Annotated in this window: 19 protein-coding genes; 16 read left to right on the top strand and 3 right to left on the bottom strand. The window is 65.3% G+C overall.

Going from position 1 to position 22846, the window contains the following annotated elements; translation table 11 throughout:
• Nucleotides 1-232: 232 nt before the first annotated feature.
• Nucleotides 233-1171 (top strand): amino acid ABC transporter substrate-binding protein, encoded by a 939-nt coding sequence (locus AB4061_RS22725; RefSeq protein WP_441637745.1) that lies wholly within the window; start codon nt 233-235, stop codon nt 1169-1171.
• Between the two features lie 347 nt (nt 1172-1518).
• Nucleotides 1519-1827, top strand: a complete 309-nt coding sequence (locus AB4061_RS22720; RefSeq protein ID WP_043355619.1) for a hypothetical protein — start codon at nt 1519-1521, stop codon at nt 1825-1827.
• A gap of 126 nt (nt 1828-1953) precedes the next feature.
• Here AB4061_RS22720 and AB4061_RS22715 read toward each other — a convergent pair whose 3' ends face one another.
• Nucleotides 1954-2775, bottom strand: coding sequence for a hypothetical protein (locus tag AB4061_RS22715; protein WP_441637742.1), 822 nt, complete (start codon nt 2773-2775; stop codon nt 1954-1956).
• 234 nt (nt 2776-3009) lie between these two features.
• Here AB4061_RS22715 and AB4061_RS22710 point away from each other — a divergent pair, with 234 nt between their 5' ends.
• The 8 genes from AB4061_RS22710 to AB4061_RS22675 all read left to right on the top strand — a co-directional run bounded on the left by AB4061_RS22710 (nt 3010) and on the right by AB4061_RS22675 (nt 11288).
• Nucleotides 3010-3573 (top strand): HdeD family acid-resistance protein, encoded by a 564-nt coding sequence (locus tag AB4061_RS22710; protein WP_441637740.1) that lies wholly within the window; start codon nt 3010-3012, stop codon nt 3571-3573.
• 498 nt (nt 3574-4071) lie between these two features.
• Entirely contained in the window at nt 4072-5844 is a 1773-nt protein-coding gene (locus AB4061_RS22705) for a glycosyltransferase family 39 protein (protein WP_441637738.1), read from the top strand.
• Complete coding sequence (locus AB4061_RS22700; protein ID WP_043355625.1) at nt 5841-6212, top strand: DMT family transporter; 372 nt, start codon at nt 5841-5843, stop codon at nt 6210-6212. Before AB4061_RS22705 ends, AB4061_RS22700 begins: the two co-directional genes overlap by 4 nt.
• Nucleotides 6213-6253: 41 nt before the next feature.
• Nucleotides 6254-7417, top strand: coding sequence for a DegT/DnrJ/EryC1/StrS family aminotransferase (locus AB4061_RS22695; protein WP_441637735.1), 1164 nt, complete (start codon nt 6254-6256; stop codon nt 7415-7417).
• Nucleotides 7396-8388 (top strand): glycosyltransferase, encoded by a 993-nt coding sequence (locus AB4061_RS22690; protein WP_441637733.1) that lies wholly within the window; start codon nt 7396-7398, stop codon nt 8386-8388. Before AB4061_RS22695 ends, AB4061_RS22690 begins: the two co-directional genes overlap by 22 nt.
• Nucleotides 8376-9335 (top strand): formyltransferase, encoded by a 960-nt coding sequence (locus AB4061_RS22685; RefSeq protein ID WP_441637731.1) that lies wholly within the window; start codon nt 8376-8378, stop codon nt 9333-9335. Before AB4061_RS22690 ends, AB4061_RS22685 begins: the two co-directional genes overlap by 13 nt.
• On the top strand, nt 9332-10384 hold the full coding sequence (locus tag AB4061_RS22680) for a bifunctional UDP-4-keto-pentose/UDP-xylose synthase (protein WP_052495092.1): 1053 nt from the start codon (nt 9332-9334) through the stop codon (nt 10382-10384). Before AB4061_RS22685 ends, AB4061_RS22680 begins: the two co-directional genes overlap by 4 nt.
• A 13-nt stretch (nt 10385-10397) precedes the next feature.
• Complete coding sequence (locus AB4061_RS22675) at nt 10398-11288, top strand: polysaccharide deacetylase family protein (RefSeq protein ID WP_441637729.1); 891 nt, start codon at nt 10398-10400, stop codon at nt 11286-11288.
• 140 nt (nt 11289-11428) lie between these two features.
• Here the strand turns inward: AB4061_RS22675 and AB4061_RS22670 are convergent, their stop codons facing one another.
• Nucleotides 11429-13858: a heavy metal translocating P-type ATPase gene (locus AB4061_RS22670; protein WP_441637727.1), complete on the bottom strand. Its 2430-nt coding sequence runs from the start codon at nt 13856-13858 to the stop codon at nt 11429-11431.
• Nucleotides 13859-14030: 172 nt separating this feature from the next.
• Here AB4061_RS22670 and czcI point away from each other — a divergent pair, with 172 nt between their 5' ends.
• The 6 genes from czcI to AB4061_RS22640 all read left to right on the top strand — a co-directional run bounded on the left by czcI (nt 14031) and on the right by AB4061_RS22640 (nt 21396).
• A complete protein-coding gene (czcI, locus tag AB4061_RS22665; protein WP_441637725.1) occupies nt 14031-14435 on the top strand; it encodes a cation efflux protein, CzcI family in 405 nt (134 codons plus the stop codon).
• Between the two features lie 74 nt (nt 14436-14509).
• Nucleotides 14510-15778: a TolC family protein gene (locus AB4061_RS22660; protein ID WP_441637723.1), complete on the top strand. Its 1269-nt coding sequence runs from the start codon at nt 14510-14512 to the stop codon at nt 15776-15778.
• An 18-nt stretch (nt 15779-15796) separates the two neighbouring features.
• A complete protein-coding gene (locus tag AB4061_RS22655) occupies nt 15797-17083 on the top strand; it encodes an efflux RND transporter periplasmic adaptor subunit (RefSeq protein WP_441637721.1) in 1287 nt (428 codons plus the stop codon).
• 14 nt (nt 17084-17097) lie between these two features.
• Nucleotides 17098-20304, top strand: a complete 3207-nt coding sequence (locus tag AB4061_RS22650) for a CusA/CzcA family heavy metal efflux RND transporter (RefSeq protein WP_441637719.1) — start codon at nt 17098-17100, stop codon at nt 20302-20304.
• A gap of 323 nt (nt 20305-20627) precedes the next feature.
• A complete protein-coding gene (locus AB4061_RS22645) occupies nt 20628-21002 on the top strand; it encodes a DUF2164 family protein (RefSeq protein ID WP_441637717.1) in 375 nt (124 codons plus the stop codon).
• Nucleotides 20995-21396: a hypothetical protein gene (locus tag AB4061_RS22640; RefSeq protein WP_441637715.1), complete on the top strand. Its 402-nt coding sequence runs from the start codon at nt 20995-20997 to the stop codon at nt 21394-21396. The genes AB4061_RS22645 and AB4061_RS22640 overlap by 8 nt, the downstream gene beginning before the upstream one ends.
• On the opposite strand, the gene AB4061_RS22635 is transcribed toward AB4061_RS22640, so the two are convergent.
• Nucleotides 21393-22838 carry a heavy metal sensor histidine kinase gene (locus AB4061_RS22635; RefSeq protein ID WP_441637714.1) on the bottom strand — a complete coding sequence of 482 codons (1446 nt, stop codon included), beginning with the start codon at nt 22836-22838 and terminating at the stop codon, nt 21393-21395. The two genes, AB4061_RS22640 and AB4061_RS22635, sit on opposite strands and share 4 nt — an antisense overlap.
• Nucleotides 22839-22846 lie beyond the last annotated feature (8 nt).

Here is a 22846-nt window from a genome sequence, read left to right as displayed (position 1 = left end):
AGCGAACCCGGTAGCGTACCGCGCACATCAATCAAACCGCAACCCAACCACGGTGAATTTTTGTGACCGCCTGCGCAGCCGCGCGCTCGGCGCTACCCGCCGGCGCAGCGCGCTTTTCGACCGGGCACCTTTGCCCAGGCGGCTCTCCCGGCCGATATTTGCTTATGACAAAGATGTACTTTGCCGCTGCAGGCCACAGGCGTAGCCTCGGCACTTTTGAAATATTCGACATATGTTCTCGTTTGCCACATTCGCCAGTGCCGGCACGATCCGTGCCTCCCGCCTGCTGGCAAAGCTAGCGTTCGTCGCTGCCGCCGCCCTTTCGGTTTCCGCCCCGCACGCCGCCCAGGCCCAAAGCCCGGTGCTGGACAAGATCCGCGACACCGGCACCATCGTGCTGGGCTATCGTGAATCGGCGCTGCCCTTCTCCTTCGCCAACGACAAGGGCGAGCCCGCGGGCTACGCGGTGGACCTGTGCCTGCGCGCCGCGGAGGCCGCGCGCGTAAAGCTCGGACTGAAGACGATCAAGGTGCGCTGGATGCCGCTCACCCCGCAGAACCGGATCCCCGCCGTGGTCAATGGCCTGGTCGATCTCGACTGCGCGCCCAACACGAACTCGCTGGAACGCCAGAAGCAGGTCGCCTTCAGCGTCTCGCATTACATTTCCACGGTCCGCATGCTGGTGCGCGCGGATTCGGGCATCAAGTCCTTCGAAGACCTTCGCGGCAAGAACGTGGTGACCAGCGCCGGCTCCACGGGCGATCGCCATGTGCGCCGCCTGAAGGGCCAGTATGGTTTCCATGACATCTACGCGAAGGACCATGGAGAATCCTTCCTGCTGCTCGAATCCGGCCGTGCGCAGGCATTCGTGATGGACGATGTGTTGCTGTCGGGACTGCGCGCCCGCGCCAAGGACCCTTCGCAGTTCGTGATCGTGGGTCCCGCTCTGTCGATCGAGCAGAATGCGCTGATGATGTCCAAGGCCGATCCGCAGTGGAAGCAACTGGTGGACCAGACCCTGGCCTCGGTATTCGCCGGCCCGCAGGTGATCGCCCTGCAAAAGCAATGGTTCCAGCAGCCAATCGGCGCCCGCAACATCAACCTTGCGCTGGCACCGAGCACGGAAGTCCGGGATGCGTGGAAGCATCCTTCGGATGTCGCTACCGAATAACCGCCTTCGCAGCCCGGCGATCCATCAAAACCAAAGCCCCCGCACGCCATCAGGCCTGCGGGGGCTTTGATTTTGCACATAACGCAAATGAAATATGCACTTAAGCGCATATCAATGAGCAAACGTCAAGCAAGTCCTGGCGATAAAGGCAATAGCGGCTTTCCATAGGACGATACAAAGCGTGCATTTCACAATACAGCGCATGTTGACAGCCAGGCGAAATGTTGGCGACACTGGGGACCAGCGGACAACGCGGCAACGGTATCCCACGCAATCGGCGTGGCGGCCTTAGCCGTCAGTTTCCGTGTATTCGAACCGCCGGAAGGCGGCATTTACCAGGAGAAAACATGAACAAGTTCGTCGCGACAGCCATCGCGCTGTGCATTGGCGCCGTCTCCGTGGCTGCCCAGGCGCAATCGACCGGGAAGAAGCAATTCGACCCGTATAGCCAGGGCGCCAAGTCGGGCGATAAGTTCGACCCGTATAGCCAGGGTGCCAAGTCCGGTGACAAGTTCGACCCGTATTCCCAGGGCGCGAACAAGAGCACCCGCACGGACCTGACCGACGCCTCCGCGCCGCCGGCCAAGAAGTCGACCAAGAAGAGCAAGAAGAGCAAGAGCAAGAAGCCCGCCGCATCGGCCGCAGCCGCGAACTGATCGGCAAGGAGCGCCGCGCTGGTATCCGGCGTCCGGCGCCCTGACAGCAGAAAGCCCGCCAATGCAAATTGGCGGGCTTTCTGCTGCCTGCTATCGGAGAATCCGCCTCGGCAGGCGGGCAAAGCGTCAGGGCGAAGCCGTATCCAGATCCATCCCCGTGACGTCGATCCGTTGCACCTTGTCCTGCTGGCGAATCTCGGTGCGCAGCACGAATGCCTCGGCGGGGCAATACCAGTCGGTAACGTGCATCAGCGTGGGCTCCACCTGCACCACCTCCTCCCCCACCATCAGCGGCCCCAGCGAAGTCCGCTTCTCGTAGGTGATCGGCATGCACTCCTTGCGGCCCAGCACGGTATCGATCATCTGGCGCTTGCCCACGTGGCGGGATCCGACGCTGATCGAGGCATATAGCGCCCGCATGCTTCCCACGACCTCGTCCGCGCCCACCGGATAGATCTGCAGCGAGACGCTGGATTCGAACGCCTCGCCGTCAAGGGTGCCGCCCTCGTGGATATCCATGCCCGCGTAGCTGAACACGCCCTGGCCCCTGAAGGCGGCTTCGCCGTACATGCGGGCATAGCGCCCTTGTGCATTGATGACGGCATGCTCGCTCTCGATACTGCTCTTGGCACTGTCGGAGCGGCGGTCGATATTGACCATGTGGACCTGGTCCATGATGACCGGCGGCCCCATCAGGGCAGACAGCGCCGACTTGGAGCGCACCTCGAGCTGCGCCCGGCATCCGGTCTGGTTCTTGGTCGCCCGGCGCAAGGTCATGGTGATCGACATGGGCATGGCCCCGTCGCCTTCCATCTGCACCCGCGAGCCGGAGCGGAACCATGGCGCGTCGCACAGCGGGGCAAGAGGCCGCGCCGGCGCCTCCTCGGGCGCGGCGGCGGCCACCGCCACCGTCTGAGCCTGCGCAAGGCTGCCCACGGCCAGCAGCATTGCGCTGGCAATGGAAGCAGCCCTAAGCCATTGCGCCTTTGTCCTCACATGAATCCTGTCTAGAATGATTTCACGCCCCCCGCTCGCTCCGACCAGGCGTCCCACGCGCAGGGCCAGCCAGCCGTTGTGGCTCGCGCTGGCTAGAAGCTAGCGCGTTTTTGCCCGCGCGTGTTGTCGATCTTAGCCGGTCGCCGTCGCTGCCGGCCCGTGCGGGCAGCTTGCCAGGGAGTTCCTATGCTTCAGTATTACGCCAAGCTATGGTGGGTCGTGGCCTTGCGCGGCATTCTCGCCGTTCTTTTCGGGTTTTGTGCTTTTTTCGCCCCCATTGCCACGCTGGCTGCGCTCGTGCTCCTGTTTGGCGCCTTTGCCGCCGCCGACGGCATTAGCGCGCTGCTGATGGCCATCTCGGGCAACCAGCGCGAGGCTAGCGACCGCGGCATCCTTGCACTGCAGGGCGTGCTTGGCCTGGGCGTGGGCCTGCTGACCTGGTTCAGTCCCGTGGTCACCGCGTTTTCCCTGCTGTTATATATCGCGGCCTGGACGCTTGCCACAGGGGTGCTGCAAATTGTCGCCGCGATCCGCCTGCGCAAGGACATTCCCAATGAATGGTCGCTGATCCTGGCCGGGCTGGCGAGCATCGTGCTCGCCTTCGTGCTGCTGTGGCACCCCCTTGCCGGTGCGCTGGCGGCGCTGTGGATGATCGGAGCCTGGGCGGTGGTTTGCGGCGTTCTGCTGATCGGCGTCTCGCTGCGCTTGCGCCGCGCCAGAAACATGCCGATTACTGCACTTTCCAGCTAAACCACGCGCGCAGCCCGGGCCGCCCCGCGTGCGCCGACCTCGCGCGCGACGGCGGGTTGCGGCGGTCGTGCTAACATTGCGCGCCGCGCCACTTGGCAACCACGGTTGGCCATGGGGTAACGGCTAGAAAGACTGACAAAGCAGAAGGCGCGTGGCAACGGGCACGATTGCCTACCTTCAATTTTTGTCTACCAAAGCCGTCGCTGCCGCGTTGTGATGTTTTCGCCGGGTGCCCGGGCAGCCCGAAACCGTCAAACAGCCTGGCCGCGCGCTGCGGCAACAGCCTGACGCCGCTTTTTTTCGCCTAGGCTGTATGACCAAGCTTTAATCATCATGCAAGTGGCCGCGGCATCGCGAGCCAATGCAATGAATGTGTGGCAGCAGGCGGGACAAGCCATCCGGTCGGCCCGCGCGCGGATCGCCACACCCCGCAAGCCCGAGAACCGGTCGTCATGTGCGCAAGCCATGGCGGTCACCCGATCCCTTTCCAGGAGACGTATGCGTAGTTCCGTGACCTCGCGAGACACCTCGCGAAGCACCGCACAAGGTGTTTCGCAATCTGCCGGCTTGCCCACGACCACCATCGTCCTGGTTTGCCTGTTTATTCTCCTGGTCTGGTTCGGCACGCTCGACGCTCGCCACCTGCTGCGCTCCGATGAAGGCCGCTATGCCGAGATCGCGCGCGAGATGTTCGCCAGCGGGGACTGGGTAACGATCCGCTACAACGCACTCAAGTACTTCGAGAAGCCGCCCTTCCATATGTGGGTGACGGCGCTGTCCTACACCGTATTCGGCGTAGGCGACTGGCAGGCCCGGCTATGCGTGGCGCTGTCCGGCATGGTCGGCCTCGTGGTCTCGATGCTCGCCGCCCACCGCTGGTATGGCTTCCGGGCCGCCTTCCTGACCGGGCTGGTGCTTGCCGCAGCGCCGATGTGGAGCGTGGCCTCGCACTTCAACTCGCTGGACATGACGCTGTCCGGCGCCATGGCCTGCGTGCTGGCCTTCATGCTGCTCGCGCAGCACCCGGCGGCTACGCCGGCCGCCCGGCGCTACTGGATGTGGGCCTGCTGGATAGCGATGGGCGTGGCGATTCTGACCAAGGGGCTGGTAGGCATTGCCCTGCCCGGCCTCGTGCTGGTCATCTACACCCTGATCTCGCGGGATTTCGGCCTGTGGCGCCGCCTGCACCTGATCACCGGCATCGCGCTGATGCTGATCGTCACGGTGCCCTGGTTCTGGCTGGTGTCGGAGCGCAACCCCGAATTCCTGAATTTCTTCTTTATCCACGAGCACTGGCAGCGCTATACCTCGACGGTACACTCGCGCAAGGGTCCGCTGTGGTACTTCGTGCCGTTGCTGGTGGCGGGCTTCATCCCCTGGCTGGGCCTGGCGCCGCGCATGTGGCAAGTGGTCCGTGGCGAAGGCGCGGCGGCACGCGTGGCGTCGGCACGGCCATTCCAGCCGGCGCTGTTGCTGGCCGTGTGGGCCATTGCCATCTTTGTCTTCTTCAGCCTGTCCGGCTCGAAGCTGCCCGGCTACATCGTGCCGATCTTCCCGGCGCTTGGCATGCTGGCAGCCGTGGCGCTGCAGCACATCGATGAGCGCAGCTGGAAGCGGCAGCTCAACGGCATGCTGGTCATTGCGGCAATCGGCTTGCTGGCCAGCCCGGTGGTGGCCACGCTGAATTCCGACAATACGCCCAACGAGCTGTACCGCTTGTTCGCGGTCTGGGTCGGCGCCGCCTTCGTGCTGATGCTCGGCGCCGTGTTCCTTGCGCGCAAGCTGCTGGCAAGCAAGGGCCTGATGGTCAGCATCACCGTTTACTCGCTCGGCTTGTTCACCAGCTTCACAGTGGCGCTGCTGGGCCACGAGGTCATGGGACGGCAGACTTCGGGCGTGGACATGGTGCCCGCCATCAACGCCGTGCTGACGGATGACATGCCGATTTACGGCGTGCGCATGCTGGACCACACGCTGCCGTACTACCTGCGCCGCACCACCATCATGGTGGAATGGCCGGACGAACTGGAGTTCGGCACCAAGCAGGAGCCGCAGAAATGGCTCCCCACGCTGGATGCCTTTATTGCAAAATGGCAGGATGGCCAGCACGCCGTTGGCATCATGTCGGCTGCCACCTACAAGCTGCTGCAAGAGAGCAAGGTGCCGATGTACAAGATCGGGCAGGACAAGCGCCGCGTCGCGGTCACCAACTTCCCGCCTCCCGGCCAGGCGCCGGCAGCCCCGCAGCAAGAACCGAACCGCGCGCCATGACGCTCTCTACCTTCGCTTTCATCTTCACCGGCGTGCTGCTCAATGCGTGCGCGCAGCTGCTGCTCAAAGCCGGCACCAACGCCGTGGGCGCCATCACCATCGAGCGCGCGACACTGTTTGCCACGGCGTTTCGCGTGCTGACGCAGTGGCCGGTGCTGGCTGGCCTGACGCTGTACGTAGTCAGCGTCGGCGTGTGGATCGTCGGGCTGTCGCGGGTCGACGTATCGATCGCTTACCCGATGCTGTCGCTCGGTTATGTGGTGAACGCCCTGGCAGCGTGGTGGCTGTTCGGTGAAATGATCGGCCCGCTGCGCGTTGCCGGCATTCTGCTGATCCTCGCCGGCGTGTTTCTCATCGCTCGTTCCTGATCACCGCACCTTCGCACCATCGCCACAAGAGCCTGATTGCCATGACCGCTTCCGCTGCGCAAGCCTTCCTGCCCTTCGTCAAGCCGAATATTGACGCCGCTGCCATCGCCGAGGTGGGCAAGGTGCTGGCCTCGGGCTGGATCACCTCCGGCCCCAAGATGCACGCCTTCGAGGCCGCCCTGTCCGAGCTGTTCGGGGGCCGCCCGGTGCGCACCTTCGCCAATGGCTCGGCGACGATGGAGATCGCGCTGCGCGTGGCCAATATCGGCCCCGGCGACGAAGTCATCACCACCCCGATTACCTGGGTTGCCACGGCTAATGTCGTGATCACGGTGGGCGCCAGGCCCATCTTCGTCGACATCGACCCGCGCACGCGCAATATCGATCTCGACGCCGTGGAAGCCGCTATCACGCCCCGTACCCGCGCCATCATGCCGGTCTACCTGTCGGGCCTGCCGGTGGATATGGACCGCCTCTACGCCATCGCGAAGAAGCACAACCTGCGCGTGATCGAGGATGCCGCGCAGGCCATCGACTCGCGCTGGCGCGGCCAGCGCATCGGTGCCTTCGGCGACCTGGTCAGCTTCAGCTTCCAGGCCAACAAGAACATCACCAGCGTCGAAGGCGGCTGCCTGGTGATGAACTCGCCCGAAGAAGCCGAACGTGCCGAACGCCTGCGCCTGCAAGGCGTGATTCGTACCGGCATGGACGGCATGGATGTGGAAGAGCCCGGCGGCAAATTCAACCTGACCGATGTCAACGCCGCCATCGGCCTGTCGCAACTGACGCAACTTGACGCCATCACGGCACGCCGTGCCGAACTGGCCGAGGCGTACTACCGCTGCGCCGCCGACAGCGGCCTGGCCGAACTCGGCATCGAGCTGCCGCTGCCGCGTGACGCAGAGCTGGCCACCACCAACTGGCATATGTTCCAGGTGGTGCTGCCGGCCGAACGCATCGAAGGCGGGCGCACCGCGGTGATGGAGGCCATGCGCGAGCAAGGCGTCGGCACCGGCGTGCATTATCCCGCCGTGCACCTGTTTTCTTATTACCGCTCCCTGGGCTGGCGCGAAGGCATGCTGCCGCACGCCGAGCGCATCGGAAGGGGCATCGTCACGCTGCCGATGTTCCCTGCCATGCAAGCCGCCGACGTGGAGCGGGTATGCGCAACTCTTAGTGAAACATGCAAACGCCTCTTCAAATGAGCCCTGTCGAAGTCTCCGTCGTCATTCCCGTCTATAACGAGGAAGATGGCCTGCAAGCCCTGTTCGACCGGCTCTACCCGGCGATGGACGGGCTCGGCTGCAACTACGAGATCATCTTCGTCAACGACGGCAGTCGCGACCGTTCGGCACAGATCCTGGCCAGCCAGTTTCACAAGCGCCCGGACACGACGCGCGTCGTGCTGTTCAACGGCAACTTTGGCCAGCATATGGCCATCCTGGCCGGCTTCGAGCACACCCGCGGCCAGATCGTGATCACGCTGGACGCCGACCTGCAAAACCCGCCGGAGGAAATCCCGCGGCTGGTGGCAACCATGCGCGAAGGCCATGACTACGTTGGCACCATCCGCCGCGAGCGCAACGACACGGCGTTCCGCCGCATTGCGTCCCGGGCCATGAACCAGCTGCGCGAGCGCATCACGCGCATCAAGATGACCGACCAGGGCTGCATGCTGCGCGCCTACGACCGCAATGTCGTCGACACCATCAATGCCTGCCGTGAGGTCAATACCTTCATCCCCGCGCTGGCCTATACCTTCTCCTCCAATCCGGTGGAGATCGTGGTCGAGCACGAAGAACGCCACGCCGGCGAATCCAAGTATTCGCTGTTCCAGCTCATCCGGCTGAACTTCGACCTGGTCACGGGCTTCTCCATCGTGCCGCTGCAGTGGTTCTCCGCCATCGGCACCTTGTTATCGCTGGCATCGGCGGGCCTGGTGGCGGTGCTGCTGGTTCGGCGCTTCGTGCTTGGCGCGGAAGTGCAGGGTGTGTTCACCCTGCTCGCCTTCAACTTCTTCCTGGTTGGCATCATGCTGTTCGGCATCGGCCTGCTGGGCGAGTACATTGGCCGCATCTACCAGGAAGTGCGCAACCGTCCGCGCTACCGCATCCAGGCGGTGCTTGAAGGCACGCCGGAACAGCAAAAAGCGATGGAGGTCCCGTGCGCGCAGTAGTCTTCGCTTATCACAACGTCGGCGACCGCTGCCTGCGCGTGCTGCACGCGCGTGGCGTGGAAGTGGCGCTGGTGGTGACGCACCGCGACCGCCCGGATGAGAACATCTGGTTCCGCCGCGTTGCCGATACCGCCGCCGAACTCGGCCTGCCTGTCACCTACGGCGAAGACCCCGCCGATCCGGCGCTGGCCGCCGCAGTGGCCGCGGCGCGCCCCGACGTGATCTTCTCTTTCTACTACCGCGCGATGATTCCCGCGGCAGTGCTGGCGCTGGCGCCGCAAGGCGCGTTCAATATGCACGGCTCGCTGCTGCCCAAGTATCGCGGCCGCGTGCCGGTGAACTGGGCGGTGCTGCACGGCGAGACAGAGACTGGCGCCACGCTGCATGCGATGGAAGCCAAGCCGGATGCCGGCTTCATCGTCGACCAGACGTCAGTGCCGATCCTGCCCGACGACACCGCCGGCGAGGTCTTCGAGAAAGTAACCGTGGCCGCCGAGCAAACGCTGTGGCGCGCCCTGCCCGCCATGATGGCCGGCAACATCACGCCGCTGCCCAACCGCCTGGCCGAAGGCAGCTACTTCTCCGGGCGCAAGCCGGAGGACGGCCGCATCGACTGGCAGCAGCCGGCCGCGCAGGTCTACAACCTGATCCGCGCCGTCGCACCGCCCTATCCCGGCGCCTTCACCGATGCCGGCTCGCGCCGCTTCGTGGTGGCGCAGGCGCGCCTGCCGCATGCCGGCAGCGCAGACGGAGCAGCCCAATTGCAGTCCACCAGCGCCGCCCGCCCGGGCTTGCACGTGATCGACGGGCAGATCGTCGGCGTGTGCGGCGATGGCGGCCTGATCCTTGTACGCGAACTGCTGGACGATGGCGCCCAACCCGCGCCCGTCTCGCCTGCCGCGCTTTCCACATTTCTTACCGCATTGTCCAAAGAGGAAAACCGATGAAAAAGGTCCTGATTCTTGGCGTCAACGGCTTCATCGGCCACCACCTGACGCGCCGCATTCTCGAAACCACGTCGTGGGAAGTCTACGGCATGGACATGTCCAGCGATCGCCTTGGCGACCTGATCGACCATCCGCGCATGCACTTCTTTGAAGGTGACATCACCATCAACAAGGAGTGGATCGAGTACAACATCCGCAAGTGCGACGTGGTGCTGCCGCTGGTGGCCATCGCCACGCCCGCTACCTACGTGCGCCAGCCGCTGCGCGTGTTCGAACTCGACTTCGAGGCCAACCTGCCGATCGTGCGCGCCGCCGTGAAGTACGGCAAGCACCTGGTGTTCCCGTCCACCTCCGAGGTGTACGGCATGTGCCATGACGACGAGTTCGATCCCGAAACGTCCGAGCTGATCTGCGGCCCGATCAACAAGCCGCGCTGGATCTATGCCTGCTCCAAGCAGCTGATGGACCGAGTGATCCACGCCTACGGCATGGAGCAAGGCCTGAACTACACCCTGTTCCGTCCGTTCAACTGGATCGGCGCCGGCCTGGACTCGATCTTCGAATCGAAGGAAGGTTCTTCGCGCGTGGTCACCCAGTTCCTCGGCCACATCGTGCGCGGCGAGCCGATCAAGCTGGTGGACGGCGGCGCGCAAAAGCGTGCCTTTGCCGACGTCACCGACGGCATCAGCGCACTGATGCGCATCATCGAGAACCCGAACGGCATCGCCACCGGCAAGATCTACAACATCGGCAACCCGCGCAACATCCACTCCGTGCGCGAGCTGGCCGAGATGATGCTGAAGATGGCCGGCGACTACGCCGAGTACGCGGAAGAAGCCAAGAAGACCCAGATCGTGGAAACCTCCTCGGGCGACTTCTACGGCAAGGGCTACCAGGACGTGCAAAACCGCGTGCCGAAGATCGACAACACCGTGGAAGAGCTCGGCTGGAAGCCCGAGGTCAGCATGGAAGACGCGCTGCGCGCCATCTTCGAGGCTTACCGCAGCAAGGTGATCGAGGCGCGCACCCTGGTCGATTCGGCCAACTGAGCGCACGCACCCGATGGCCCGTATCGCCCTGAAGGTCGACGTCGACACGCTGCGCGGCACCCGCGAAGGCGTGCCGGCGCTGCTCGCCATGCTGGCCCGCGTGCGGGCCGAGGCCACCTTTCTGTTCAGTCTCGGCCCCGACCATACCGGCTGGGCGCTGCGGCGCGTGTTCCGTCCCGGCTTCCTGAAGAAGGTGTCGCGTACCTCGGTGGTGTCGAACTATGGCTTGCGCACGCTGATGTACGGCGTGCTGCTGCCCGGTCCCGATATCGGCCGCAAGGGCGCGGCCGAGATGCGCGCGGCGCGTGCGGCAGGACACGAGTGCGGCATCCACACCTGGGATCACGTCTACTGGCAGGACAACGTGCGCGAGCGCGATGCGGCCTGGACCCGGCGCCAGATGCAGAGTGCGTTCGAGCGCTACGTCGAGATTTTCGGCGAAGCGCCGCCCACCCATGGCGCGGCCGGTTGGCAAATGAACGATGAGGCCTTCCGCCAGATCGACGACTGGGGCATGGTGTACGCGTCCGACGGACGCGGCACCGGTCCGTATATCCCCACGGTCAACGGTGTGGCATGCCGCCACGTGCAAATGCCAACCACGCTGCCGACGCTGGACGAACTGATCGGCGTGGGCGACCTGACGGAAGACAACGTCCACCAGGCCGTGCTGCGCCTGAGCGAAGATGGGCGCGACCACGTGTTCACCCTGCACACCGAACTCGAGGGCGGCAAGCTTGCGCCGGTGTTCAACCGCCTGCTGGATGGCTGGCGCGCGCAGGGGCATGAACTGGTGTCGATGGCCACGCTCTACCGGCATATCGATCGCAGCGCCCTGCCGCAACTGCCGGTGACGTGGGGCGCGATCGAGGGAAGAAGCGGCGAGCTGATCCTGCAGCCGTAGGCATCTGGCCGGCGTAAGCGTCGCTCAACCGCTGCATGGCACCGGCGTCGCAGACGTCGAGCCGGACCGCGGTGACATTGGGAATGCCMTCGAACGGCATTGCCGCGTTGTCGAAGGTCCTGGCGGACCCTCGACAACGTTCAGCTACGGTCCCTCCCCGCCAGCCTCAATCCGTTGAAAACCACTAGCAAGCTCGCCCCCATATCGGCGAACACCGCCATCCACATGGTGCCCAGGCCCATGACCGTGAGTGCCAGGAAAATTGCCTTGATGCCAAGCGCCAGGGCAATGTTCTGCTTCAGGATCGTCGAAGTCTGCCGCGACAGCCGGATAAAGGCGGGGATCTTGCGCAGGTCGTCATCCATCAGCGCCACGTCGGCGGTCTCGATCGCCGTATCGGTCCCGGCCGCGCCCATGGCGAAACCGATATCGGCACGGGCCAGCGCGGGCGCATCATTGACGCCGTCACCCACCATGCCCACCACGACGCGCTTGCTGCCATTGCCGCCACTGCTGCCACTGCGGCCATTACCCGGCGCCCCTTCTGCCCCCTTCACGCTCAGCGCAGCGATGGCGTCTGCCTTGTCCTGCGGCAACTGATTGCCGCGTGCCTCGTCGATCTGCACCTGCGCTGCGATCGCTTGCGCGGTATGCGGATTGTCGCCCGACAGCATCAGCGTCTTGACGCCCAGCGCGTGCAGCTCAGCCACCGCCTCGCGGCTGCTGTCCTTGACCGTGTCCGCCACGCCGAACAGCGCCTCGACGCCGTGATCCGCGCCCAGCAGCACAACCGTCTTCCCCTGCCGCTCCAGCGCTTCCAGCGTAGCTTCCAGTTCCGGCGAGCACAGCCCGCGGTCGTGGATCAGGCGATGGTTCCCCAGGTAATAGCTGCGCCCGTTCACGCTGCCGCTGACACCGTACCCGGGCAGCGCCGCAAAGTCCTGCACTTCCAGCGCAACGATGCCGTGCGCACGCGCGGCATTGGCCACGGCCATCGACACCGGATGGTCGGACCGGGCTGCCAGGCTGGCCGCCATCACGCGCGCCGCATCGCTAGCCGCCGCACCTGCCGCGGCGGTTGCGCCCAGGGGCTGGAAATCGGTCTGGGCCGGCTTGCCGTGGGTGATGGTGCCGGTCTTGTCCAGCGCCAGCCACTTCAGATCCTTGCCTTGCTCCAGGTAGACACCACCCTTGATCAGGATGCCGCGCCGCGCCGCGGCCGCAAGGCCGCTCACGATCGTTACCGGCGTGGAGATCACCAGCGCGCACGGGCAGGCAATCACCAGCAGCACCAGCGCCTTGTAGATCCATGCGCTCCAGTCGCCGTCGATCACCAGCGGCGGCACCACGGCCACCAGCACCGCGCCAAGGAAGACCAGCGGCGTGTAGATGCGGGCAAAGCGGTCGACAAAGCGCTGCGTGGGCGCGCGGCTGCCCTGCGCCGCCTCTACCGCGTGGATGATGCGCGCCAGCGTGGAGCCGCTGGCCGGCGCGGTGACTTCGTACTCCAGTTCGCCAGCCTGGTTGATGGTGCCGGCGAAAAGTGCATCGCCGACGGTCTTGTCGACTGGAACGCTCTCGCCAGTGATCGGTGCCTGGTCCAGCGTGGACTGGCCACGCAACACCCGCCCGTCGAGCGCCACGCGTTCGCCAGGGCGCAGGCGCACCAAGGCGCCGATGGCCACCGCGCTAGCCTCCACGGGCAGCCAGCTGCCGTCGGGCTGCCGCACCGTGGCCTGCTCCGGCGCCATTGCCATCAGGCCGCGCACGGCATTGCGGGCACGGTCCAGCGACGCCGCTTCGATGCGCTCGGCCAGCGCGAACAGCACCATCACCATGGCCGCCTCTGGCCACTGCCGGATGAGCATGGCGCCGGTGACAGCGATGCTCATCAATGCGTTGATGTTCAGGTTGCCATTGGACAGCGCAATCCAGCCCTTTTTGTAGACGCCCAGCCCGGCTATTGCCACAGCCGCCAACGCCAGCAGGGGCGCCAGCCAGTCCTGGCCGGGCACTTGCAGCCACTGCACAGCCTCCGCGCCGAGCGCTGCCACGCCAGCGAGCGCCAGCGGCCACCACGGCTTGGCGGCTTGCGCCGGCAGCGCCGCGGCTTGCTCCGACAGCGGCTCGGCCTTCATGCCGAGGCTCTCGATGGCCCGCACCACCGGCTCCAGGGAGTCCAGCGTATGGTGCACCGTCAGCACGCGCTGCATCAGGTTGAACTGCAGCGCGGCCACGCCGGCCATGCTGCCCAGCTTGTTGCGGATCAGGGTCTCTTCCGTGGGGCAATCCATCGCGTCGATGCGATAGCTGGCCTCGGCGGCGCCGGCAGGCACGGCCACGGCGATTGGAGGCGCCATGCTCGCGCTGCCACAGCAAGCGGCGCCGGCCGCCTGAGCGTGCTGGTGGCCGTGGCCGTGATCATCGCCGTGCTGGTGGCCGTGATCGTGGCCATGGTTGTGCTGGTGTGCTTGATCGTGCTTATGCGCGTGTTCGTGTGCATCAGAATGCTCATGACCGCAGCAAGATGGGTCACGGAGCGAAGCTTGGTCTGGCGTTGCGCTAGGCATGGCGGTTTTCCCTGCTTGTTTTTGCTTACCGTCCATTTAAGACCCTGAAGCGACTACAGGGTCAAGTGCTGTCCGCAACATTGGCCGGTGCGGGCGCCTAAGGTCACCATTGCGCCACGGTTTAAGCCATTGTCGCGCAAGGGTCATGCTTGCTGCCTATATAATCCGCCGCATGCGCCGTCTCCTGATCCTGCTTTTCGCCATCATGCTGCCCCTCCAGTTCGCCTGGGCCGGGGCTGCGGCGTATTGCAATCACGAGAGCACGCAGCAGGGCAACGGCACCGCCACGGCCAGCGCCAGCTGGCACTTCGGCCACCATAGCCACGCCCATCAGGGCAAGCTCAGCCAGCACGGCAGCAACGACAGCAACGACAGCAAGAACGGCGAGGACAACATCAAGCTGCCCGACCTGGACTGCGCCGTGTGCCACTTTGCCAGCGCTCAGCTGGTCTTGCCGGACATGGCCACGAGCGCCTCGCACCACGGCGTGGCCATCAGCTACCGGGCGCTAGCCGCGTCCTACCTGTCGGCGCCCGGCGCCACCCCCGACCGCCCGCAGTGGCCGCTCGCCGCCTAAACGGCGAGACGACTCCCTTTACCTCCAGACTCTCGTCTCGCCGAACTTCCCTGGCTTTTTTCCGGTGAAATTCGATGAGAACACTTGTGATGCCGCTCGGGCTGGCGGCAGCTTTGCTCAGCCCTGCCGCGTTCGCCCAGTACGCGGCGACGACCCCATTGCCCGCCGCGCAAGCGGCGCAACCGATCCCCGAGCCCGCCGGCACGCTCACGCTGGACGATGCGCTCGCGCTCGCGGCCGAACGCAGCTTCACGCTCTCGGCCGCCGGCCATGAGCTCGATGCCGCCGAAGGCGGCATCATGCAGGCCCGCACCATCCCCAACCCGGAAGTCGCGGTGCAATTCGAGGACAACCGCCGCGACACCCGCACCACCACGACCCAGGTCAACCTGCCAATCGAGCTTGGCGGCAAGCGCGCCGCGCGCATCGGCGCCGCGCAGAAGGCGCGTGAGCTCGCCCAATCGCAACTGGGCGCGACGCGCACCGACCTGCGCGCGGCCGTGGTTGGCGGCTTCTTCGCGGTGGTCATCGCGCAGGAGCGCGTCAAGCTGGCGCGTGGCTCGGCCGAGATCGCCGCCAAGGGCGCGCAGGCGGCAATCCGCCGCGTAGCCGCCGGCAAGATCGCGCCGCTCGAAGAGAGCAAGGCGCGCGTGGAGCAGGCCAATGCGGAACTCGAGGTCGCCGACGCCGAGGCGGCACTAGCAATGGCACGCCAGTCGCTGGCCGGCCTTTGGGGCAGCAGCGAAGCCCGCTTCCAGGAAGCCGCCGGCAACCTGGACACCCTGCCCGCGCGGCCTGACGGCGCCAGCCTCGCGCAAGCGCTGGACAGCGCGCCGGAACTGGCAAGCCAGCGGCTGGAACTGGAGCGCAGGCAGGCCATCATCGGCGTGGAGCGCAGCCGCCAGTATCCCGACCTGACCGTCAGCCTGGGCAGCAAGCGCGACAACGGCTCAGACCGCGGCACCATGCCCGTGCTGGGCGTGTCGCTGCCGCTGCCGCTGTTCGACCGCAACCAGGGCAATCTCTACGCCGCGCTGCGCCAGGCGGATAAAGCGGCCGACGAGTACCGCGCCACGCAGGTGCGCCTCGCCAATGCGCTGCAGCAGGCCACGCGGCAATTGAGCGTATCGCGGACCTCGGCCGACTCGCTCAAGGGCACCGTGCTACCGGCTGCCCAGCAGGCCTATGAGGCCGCCACGCGCGGCTTCGAAGCCGGCAAGTTCAACTTCCTCGACGTGCTCGATGCGCAGCGCACCTGGTTCCAGGCGCGCGTCCGCTATCTCGGCGTGGTCGCCAATGCCTACCAGGCAGCCACCACCATCGACCGCATTCTTGGCCGCTAGCGCCAAAGGAACCCCATCATGGCAATCAGCAACAAGCAGAAAACGAGCATCGCCATCATCCTGGCGGGCGGCGCCATCGCAGCCGCGGGACTGATCTTCGCCGGGCGCGGCAGCGCCGACGCCACGACCGAGGCTGCCCACGCAGCAGGCGCGCATAGCGAAGACGCGGCCCACGGCGACGGCGAGCATCACGGCAGCCCGGCCAGCGCGGCGCACGGCGACGCCGCCCGGCACACCGACGGGGAGCATCACGAAACGCAAGAGAAAGAAGGCCACATCGAGATGACCCCGGCGCAGGTCCAGGCGGCCGGGCTCACGCTGCGCACCGCAGGACCCGCGCACATCGAGGGCACGGCATCCTTCCCCGGCGAGATCCGCTTCAACGAGGACCGCACGGCCCACGTGGTGCCGCGCGTAGCCGGCGTGGTGGAAGCCGTGTCCGCCAACCTGGGGCAGCAGGTGAAGAAAGGCGATTTGCTGGCGGTGCTGGCCAGCACCGCGCTGTCCGACCAGCGCAGCGAACTGCTGGCCGCGCAAAAACGCCAGGAACTGGCCGAATCCACCTTCCAGCGCGAGAAGAAGCTGTGGGAGGACAAGATCTCCGCCGAGCAGGACTACCTGGCCGCGCGCGCCGCGCTGCAGGAAGCCCGCATCGCCACGCAGAACGCCACGCAGAAGCTGACCGCCATCGGCGCCAGCGGCAACGCAGGCAGCGCCAAGTCGCTCAACCGCTTCGAGCTGCGCGCGCCCTTCGACGGCACCGTGGTCGAGAAGCACCTGGCGTTGGGTGAAGCCGTGGCGGCCGACGCCAACGTGTTCGTCATCTCCGACCTCAGCACGGTATGGGCCGAGTTCGTGATCGCGCCCAAGGACCTGGATCGCGTGCGGGTTGGCGAGAAGGTGAAGATCGCCTCCACCGCCTTCGACGGCAAGGCCGAAGGCACGGTCTCGTATGTCGGCTCGCTGCTGGGCCAGCAAACGCGCACCGCCACCGCCCGCGTCACGCTGCCCAACCCCAAGGCGGCCTGGCGTCCCGGCCTGTTCGTCACCGTAGGCGTGACCGACTCCAGCGCCGAGGTCCCGGTGGCGATCGAGGCCGAAGCCCTGCAAAGCAATGGCGATCAGCAGGTGGTGTTCGCTGTCGTTCCGGGCGGCTTCCAGGCGCAGCCGGTCAAGACCGGCCGCAGCGACGGCAAGCTGGTGGAGATCACCGAAGGCCTGAAAGCCGGCATGCAATACGTGGCGGGCAACAGCTTCGTGATCAAGGCCGAGCTTGGCAAAGCCGGCGCCGAACATAGCCACTAAGCGGAGAATCCCTCATGTTTGAAAGACTGATCCGCTTTGCCATCGAGCAGCGGTGGCTGGTGCTGCTGGTGGTGGCCGCCATGGCGGCGCTCGGCATCTACAACTACAACCGGCTGCCCATCGACGCCGTGCCCGACATCACCAACGTGCAGGTGCAGGTCAACACCTCCGCGCCGGGCTACTCGCCGCTGGAAACCGAGCAGCGCGTCACCTACCCGATCGAGACCGCGATGTCCGGCCTGCCGGGCCTGGAGCAAACCCGCTCGCTGTCGCGCTATGGTTTGTCGCAGGTAACGGTGATCTTCAAGGACGGCACCGATATCTACTTCGCGCGCCAGCTGGTCAACCAGCGCATCCAGGAGGCCGCGCAGAACCTGCCCACAGGCGTTGCGCCACAGATGGGCCCGATCTCCACCGGGCTCGGCGAGATCTACCTGTGGACGGTGGAAGCCGAGGACGGCGCCAGGAAGGCGGATGGCACGCCCTACACGCCCACCGACCTGCGCGAGATCCAGGACTGGGTCATCAAGCCGCAGCTGCGCACGGTGCCCGGCGTCACCGAGATCAACTCCATCGGCGGCTTCGCCAAGGAGTACCTGGTGGCGCCCAGCCCGGAACGGATGGCCTCCTACGGCCTGAGCCTGCAGGACGTGGTGGTGGCGCTGGAGAAGAACAACGCCAACGTGGGCGCCGGCTATATCGAGCGGCGCGGCGAGCAATACCTGGTGCGCGCGCCGGGGCAGGTCAGGTCCGTCGACGATATCCGCGAGATCATCGTGGGTAGCGCGCAGGGCCAGCCCATCCGCATCCGCGACCTGGCGGACGTGGGCATCGGCCGCGAACTGCGTACCGGCGCGGCCACCGACAACGGGCGCGAAGTGGTGCTGGGCACCGTCTTCATGCTGATCGGCGAGAACAGCCGTGCCGTGTCGCAAGCGGTGGACCAGCGCATGGCCGCCATCAACCGCTCGCTGCCGGCCGGCGTCAAGGCCGTCACCGTGTATGACCGCACCGTGCTGGTGGACCGCGCCATCGCCACCGTCAAGAAGAACCTGGTCGAGGGCGCGATCCTGGTGATCGTGATCCTCTTCCTGTTCCTCGGCAACCTGCGCGCCGCCATCATCACCGCGCTGGTCATCCCGCTGTCCATGCTGTTTACGTTCACCGGCATGGTGACGTACAAGATCAGCGCCAACCTGATGAGCCTGGGCGCGCTGGACTTCGGCATCATCATCGACGGCGCGGTGGTGATCGTGGAGAACTGCGTGCGGCGCCTCGCCCATGCCCAGCAACAGCACGGCCGCCCGCTCACCCGCGGCGAGCGCTTCCACGAAGTTTTTGCGGCCTCGCGGGAAGCGCGCCGCCCGCTGATCTTCGGCCAGCTCATCATCATGATCGTGTACATCCCCATCTTTGCGCTGACCGGCGTGGAGGGCAAGATGTTCCACCCCATGGCAATGACCGTGGTGCTGGCGCTGTTCGGCGCAATGATCCTGTCGGTGACCTTCGTGCCGGCGGCCGTGGCGCTGTTCATCGGCGACAAGGTCGGCGAGAAGGAAAACCGCCTGATGCTGTGGGCCAAGCGCGCCTACGCGCCCATGCTCGGCAAGACCATCGCCAACACACCGGTGGTGCTGACCCTTGCCGCAGTCGCGGTGCTGTTGAGCGGCCTGGTGGCGACGCGGCTGGGCAGCGAGTTCATCCCCAACCTGAACGAAGGGGATTTCGCCGTGCAGGCGCTGCGCATTCCCGGCACCAGCCTCACCCAGTCGCTCGCCATGCAGCAGCAGATCGAGACGCGCCTCAAGGAGAAATTCCCCGAAATCGAGCGCGTCTTCGCCCGCACCGGCACCGCCGAGATCGCCTCGGACCCGATGCCGCCCAACGCCTCGGATGGCTACATCATGCTCAGGCCACGGACAAAGTGGCCCGACCCATCAAAAACGCGCGAGCAACTGCTGGCGGAGATGGAGGCCGAACTGGCAACCATCCCCGGCAACAAGTACGAGTTCTCGCAGCCGATCCAGCTGCGCTTCAACGAGCTGATCTCCGGGGTGCGCAGCGACGTGGCCGTCAAGATCTTCGGTGACGACAACGCCGTGCTGGAGGACACCGCGCAAAAGGTCGCCACCGTGCTGCGGGCCGTCCCCGGCGCAACCGAGGTCAAGGTCGAGCAGACCAGCGGCCTGCCGATGCTGACGGTAGACGTGGACCGCGCCCGCGCAGCCCGCTACGGCCTCAACATGATCGACGTGCAGGACACCGTGGCCATTGCCGTGGGCGGCAGGGACGCCGGCATCTTCTTCCAGGGCGACCGCCGCTTCAATATCGGCGTACGCCTGCCGGAAGGCATCCGTGGCGATGTGGAGGCGCTGCGCCGGCTGCCGATTCCCTTGCCGAAGGGAAGTACGGCAACCGCCAGCTATATCCCGCTGGGCGAAGTGGCCACGCTCACGCTGGCCCCCGGCCCCAACCAGGTCTCGCGCGAGAACGGCAAGCGCCGCATCGTGGTCAGCGCCAATGTGCGCGGGCGCGACGTGGGCACCTTCGTGCCCGAGGCGATGGCGTCGCTGGATCGTCAGGTCAAGATCCCGGCGGGCTACTGGGTCACCTGGGGTGGCACCTTCGAGCAATTGCAATCGGCCACCACGCGGCTGCAGATCGTGGTGCCGGTGGCACTGCTGATGGTGTTCGTGCTGCTGTTCGCCATGTTCGGCAACGCGCGCGATGGCCTGCTGGTCTTTACCGGCATCCCCTTTGCGCTCACTGGCGGCATCCTGGCGCTGTGGCTGCGGGGCATTCCGCTGTCGATCTCGGCGGCGGTGGGCTTTATCGCGTTGTCCGGCGTGGCGGTGCTCAACGGACTGGTGATGCTGTCCTTCATCCGCAGCCTGCGCGAAGAAGGCAAGCTGCTCGATGAAGCCATCCACACCGGCGCGCTGACCCGGCTGCGCCCGGTGCTGATGACCGCGCTGGTGGCATCGCTGGGCTTTATCCCGATGGCGATCGCCACCGGGACCGGGGCCGAGGTACAGCGTCCGCTGGCCACGGTGGTGATTGGGGGCATCCTGTCTTCCACCGCGCTGACCTTGCTGGTGCTGCCAGTGCTGTACCGGCTGGCGCATCGGCGCGACAAGGAGGAGGCTGGCGTTGAAGATGACGCAGGTAGCGGACGCCTGGCTGGCGGCTTGACGGTGCCACCGGCATTGCCCAACGGCTAACCCTGGCGACAGCAGGAGCGGCACGCCGCTCCTGCCATCAAGCACCGCTGCGCATCAGTGCAACCCGATGCCCGGCGGCGCCAGCACGATTTCCATCTTGCGGTTCATTGCACGCCCGGCCGCGGTGGCATTGTCGCCAAGCGACTGCACATCGCCACGGCCAGCGTGCGCGCCTCTGAAAATGCGATATGCGAGAGCCGGGGTTCGCGGGCCAACGGCGTGGCAAAATGAAAATCTGAATTTTCCGAATCCTGCCGGCGCTTGGAATCTATATTCTTTGCCGGGCACCGATTCTTGCCGAGCTTGCGACGCCAACGCGCTTGATGCGCAAGGGCTTGGTGCGCCGGCTTGAACCACCCGCGCTCATCGACCGCGGGCTTGGCCTGACAAGCGGATCATACAAATCGATTGCCAATCGTGCACGGTTCGGTAATATTCAAATTCCACACATTTTAGGAGATATTATGAATATCGATAAATTTGATTTGATTAAGTTCTCCTCAGAAGTCCGTGACTTACTGAAGAGTGAATTAGGAATCTCGGTAGGGAATATGGAAGTTGTTCCGTTCGGGGAGAAATTGTACAAACTGGTGCGATCCCATGCGTACAATGAAGGTGTACTAGATGCGCAGCGCTTGTTGGATCGAAAGCTGTCCGACATTTCGGAACAACTTGATTTGTTGTTACAGCATGAATAAAAGATATTTACTGAATCAAATAAGGGAGGTTTGGATTGATGCCTATCTAAACGGCGAGGTGGACTGGCTATCATATTTGGAGGCACCTACCTTTTTCATTAAAAGAGGTGACAAGCTTATCTCCAAATCCGAACAGGTATCATTTATCGAACGAAGTCGAGCCAAATATCCGACAAAGAAATCCAAAGGGGTAGAGTTTAGAGAATCAATTATCGATATTCAAGAGCGCAAGGGTTGGGCCACTGTCTTTGGCTCCGCCTCATTCAAGAGAAATGGAGAGATCGTTAGCCAATGTAATTTTTTTGAGCTGTGGCTAATTATCGATGAGCGGTGGCAGATCGCATCGTTGTGTATCGAAGATGCCGATCAGGCTGCGGAAGCGTACGGTTCTTAACCCCTGCTTGTCGAGTCTGCCGCGGACCGGGCATGTTGCATCGGAAACATCAGCTCCGCCACCGTCTCGCCGGCCCGGCTGCGCATGCTCACGCTGCCGCCATGCAGCCGCATGATCGTATCCACGATGGCCAGCCCTAGCCCGGTCGAGCCCGCCGAATTGCTGCGCGCGGGGTCGCCTCTGTAGAAACGCCCGAACACGTGCGGCAGCGCCTCGGCGGCAATGCCGGCGCCACCGTTGCTCACCTGGATCCGGGTAGCGGCGGCGTCCGCCACGACCCGGATGTCCACGGCGCTGCCGGCGGGCGCGTGGCGCAAGGCGTTGTCGACGAGGTTGGTCACCGCGCGCCGCAGCAGCGTCTGGTCAGCGCGCACGGCGCCCTGGCCGGCAAGTTGCACCTTGATGTCTCGGTCCGCCGCCACGGCCTCGTAGTACTCGGCAACCTTGTCCAGCTCCGCGCGCGCGTCCAGCTCTCGCACCTTCATGGCCACCTGGGCATGGTCCGCGCGTGCAAGGAACAGCATGTTCTCGATCATGCGGGCCAGCCGTTCGTATTCTTCCAGGTTGGATTCCAGCAGGCTCTCGTACTCCTGCACCGGGCGGCTATGGCCCAGCGTGACCTGGGTCTGGCCAATCAGGTTGCTGATGGGCGTGCGAAAATCGTGCGCCAGGTCGGCAGAGAATTCGGAGAGTCGATGAAAGCCGTCTTCCAGGCGTGCCAGCATGTCGTTCAGCGCGGCGACAAGCGCGCGCAGCTCGGTGGGCGCCTGGCCGGCATCGAGCCGCGTGGCGAGCCGGCTCATGGTAACGGCCGAAGCGTCCTGCGCCATGCGCCTGAGCGGGCGCAGGCCGCGCCTGGCCAGCAGGTATCCCAGCCCCGCAGCGACCGCCGCGCCGCATAGCGTTGCCCACAGCATCTGCGTCTGGTAGGCCTTCATCAGCGCCACGCGGTAGCCGGCATCACGCAGCACCACGATCTCGACCGCGCGCTCGGAATCCCCCAACTGCCCCAACGCGGAGATGCCGCGCGAGGCGACACCGTTGCGGGGATACCAGGTATGCAGTTGGGATTTGTCGGGTGGTGTGGCCGCGGGCAGCACTGGCAATGCCGGCACCGGCTCATGGCGCGGGTTCAGGGTGACCAGCGGCTCGCCGCCGCTGCCGCGCACCAGCAGGATCAATCCTTCATGGCCCAGCGCGAGATCGGCGAAGCGATGCGTGTCGGCGCGGATCTCTGCCTCCGAGCCCACTTCGCGCAGCAGATGGCGCACCAGCAGCACTTCGCTGACCAGTTCGCTCTCGTCGCGATCCTGCAACTGGGCAGCAAGCGCGCTTGCCAGGTAGGTGCCAACGGCCACCAGGATCGCCACGGTGGCGGCGCCGTAGGCCAGCGCCAGCCGTGCCGTAAGCGATGCCGGCAGGCGCAGTACGGCGCGGATCACGAGGCGGA

It is taken from the genome of Cupriavidus sp. YAF13 (assembly GCF_052113425.1).
Classification (GTDB): Bacteria; Pseudomonadota; Gammaproteobacteria; order Burkholderiales; family Burkholderiaceae; genus Cupriavidus.
The sequence above is the reverse complement of the archived record's forward strand: the minus strand, read 5'-3'. Positions and strand labels throughout refer to the sequence as shown.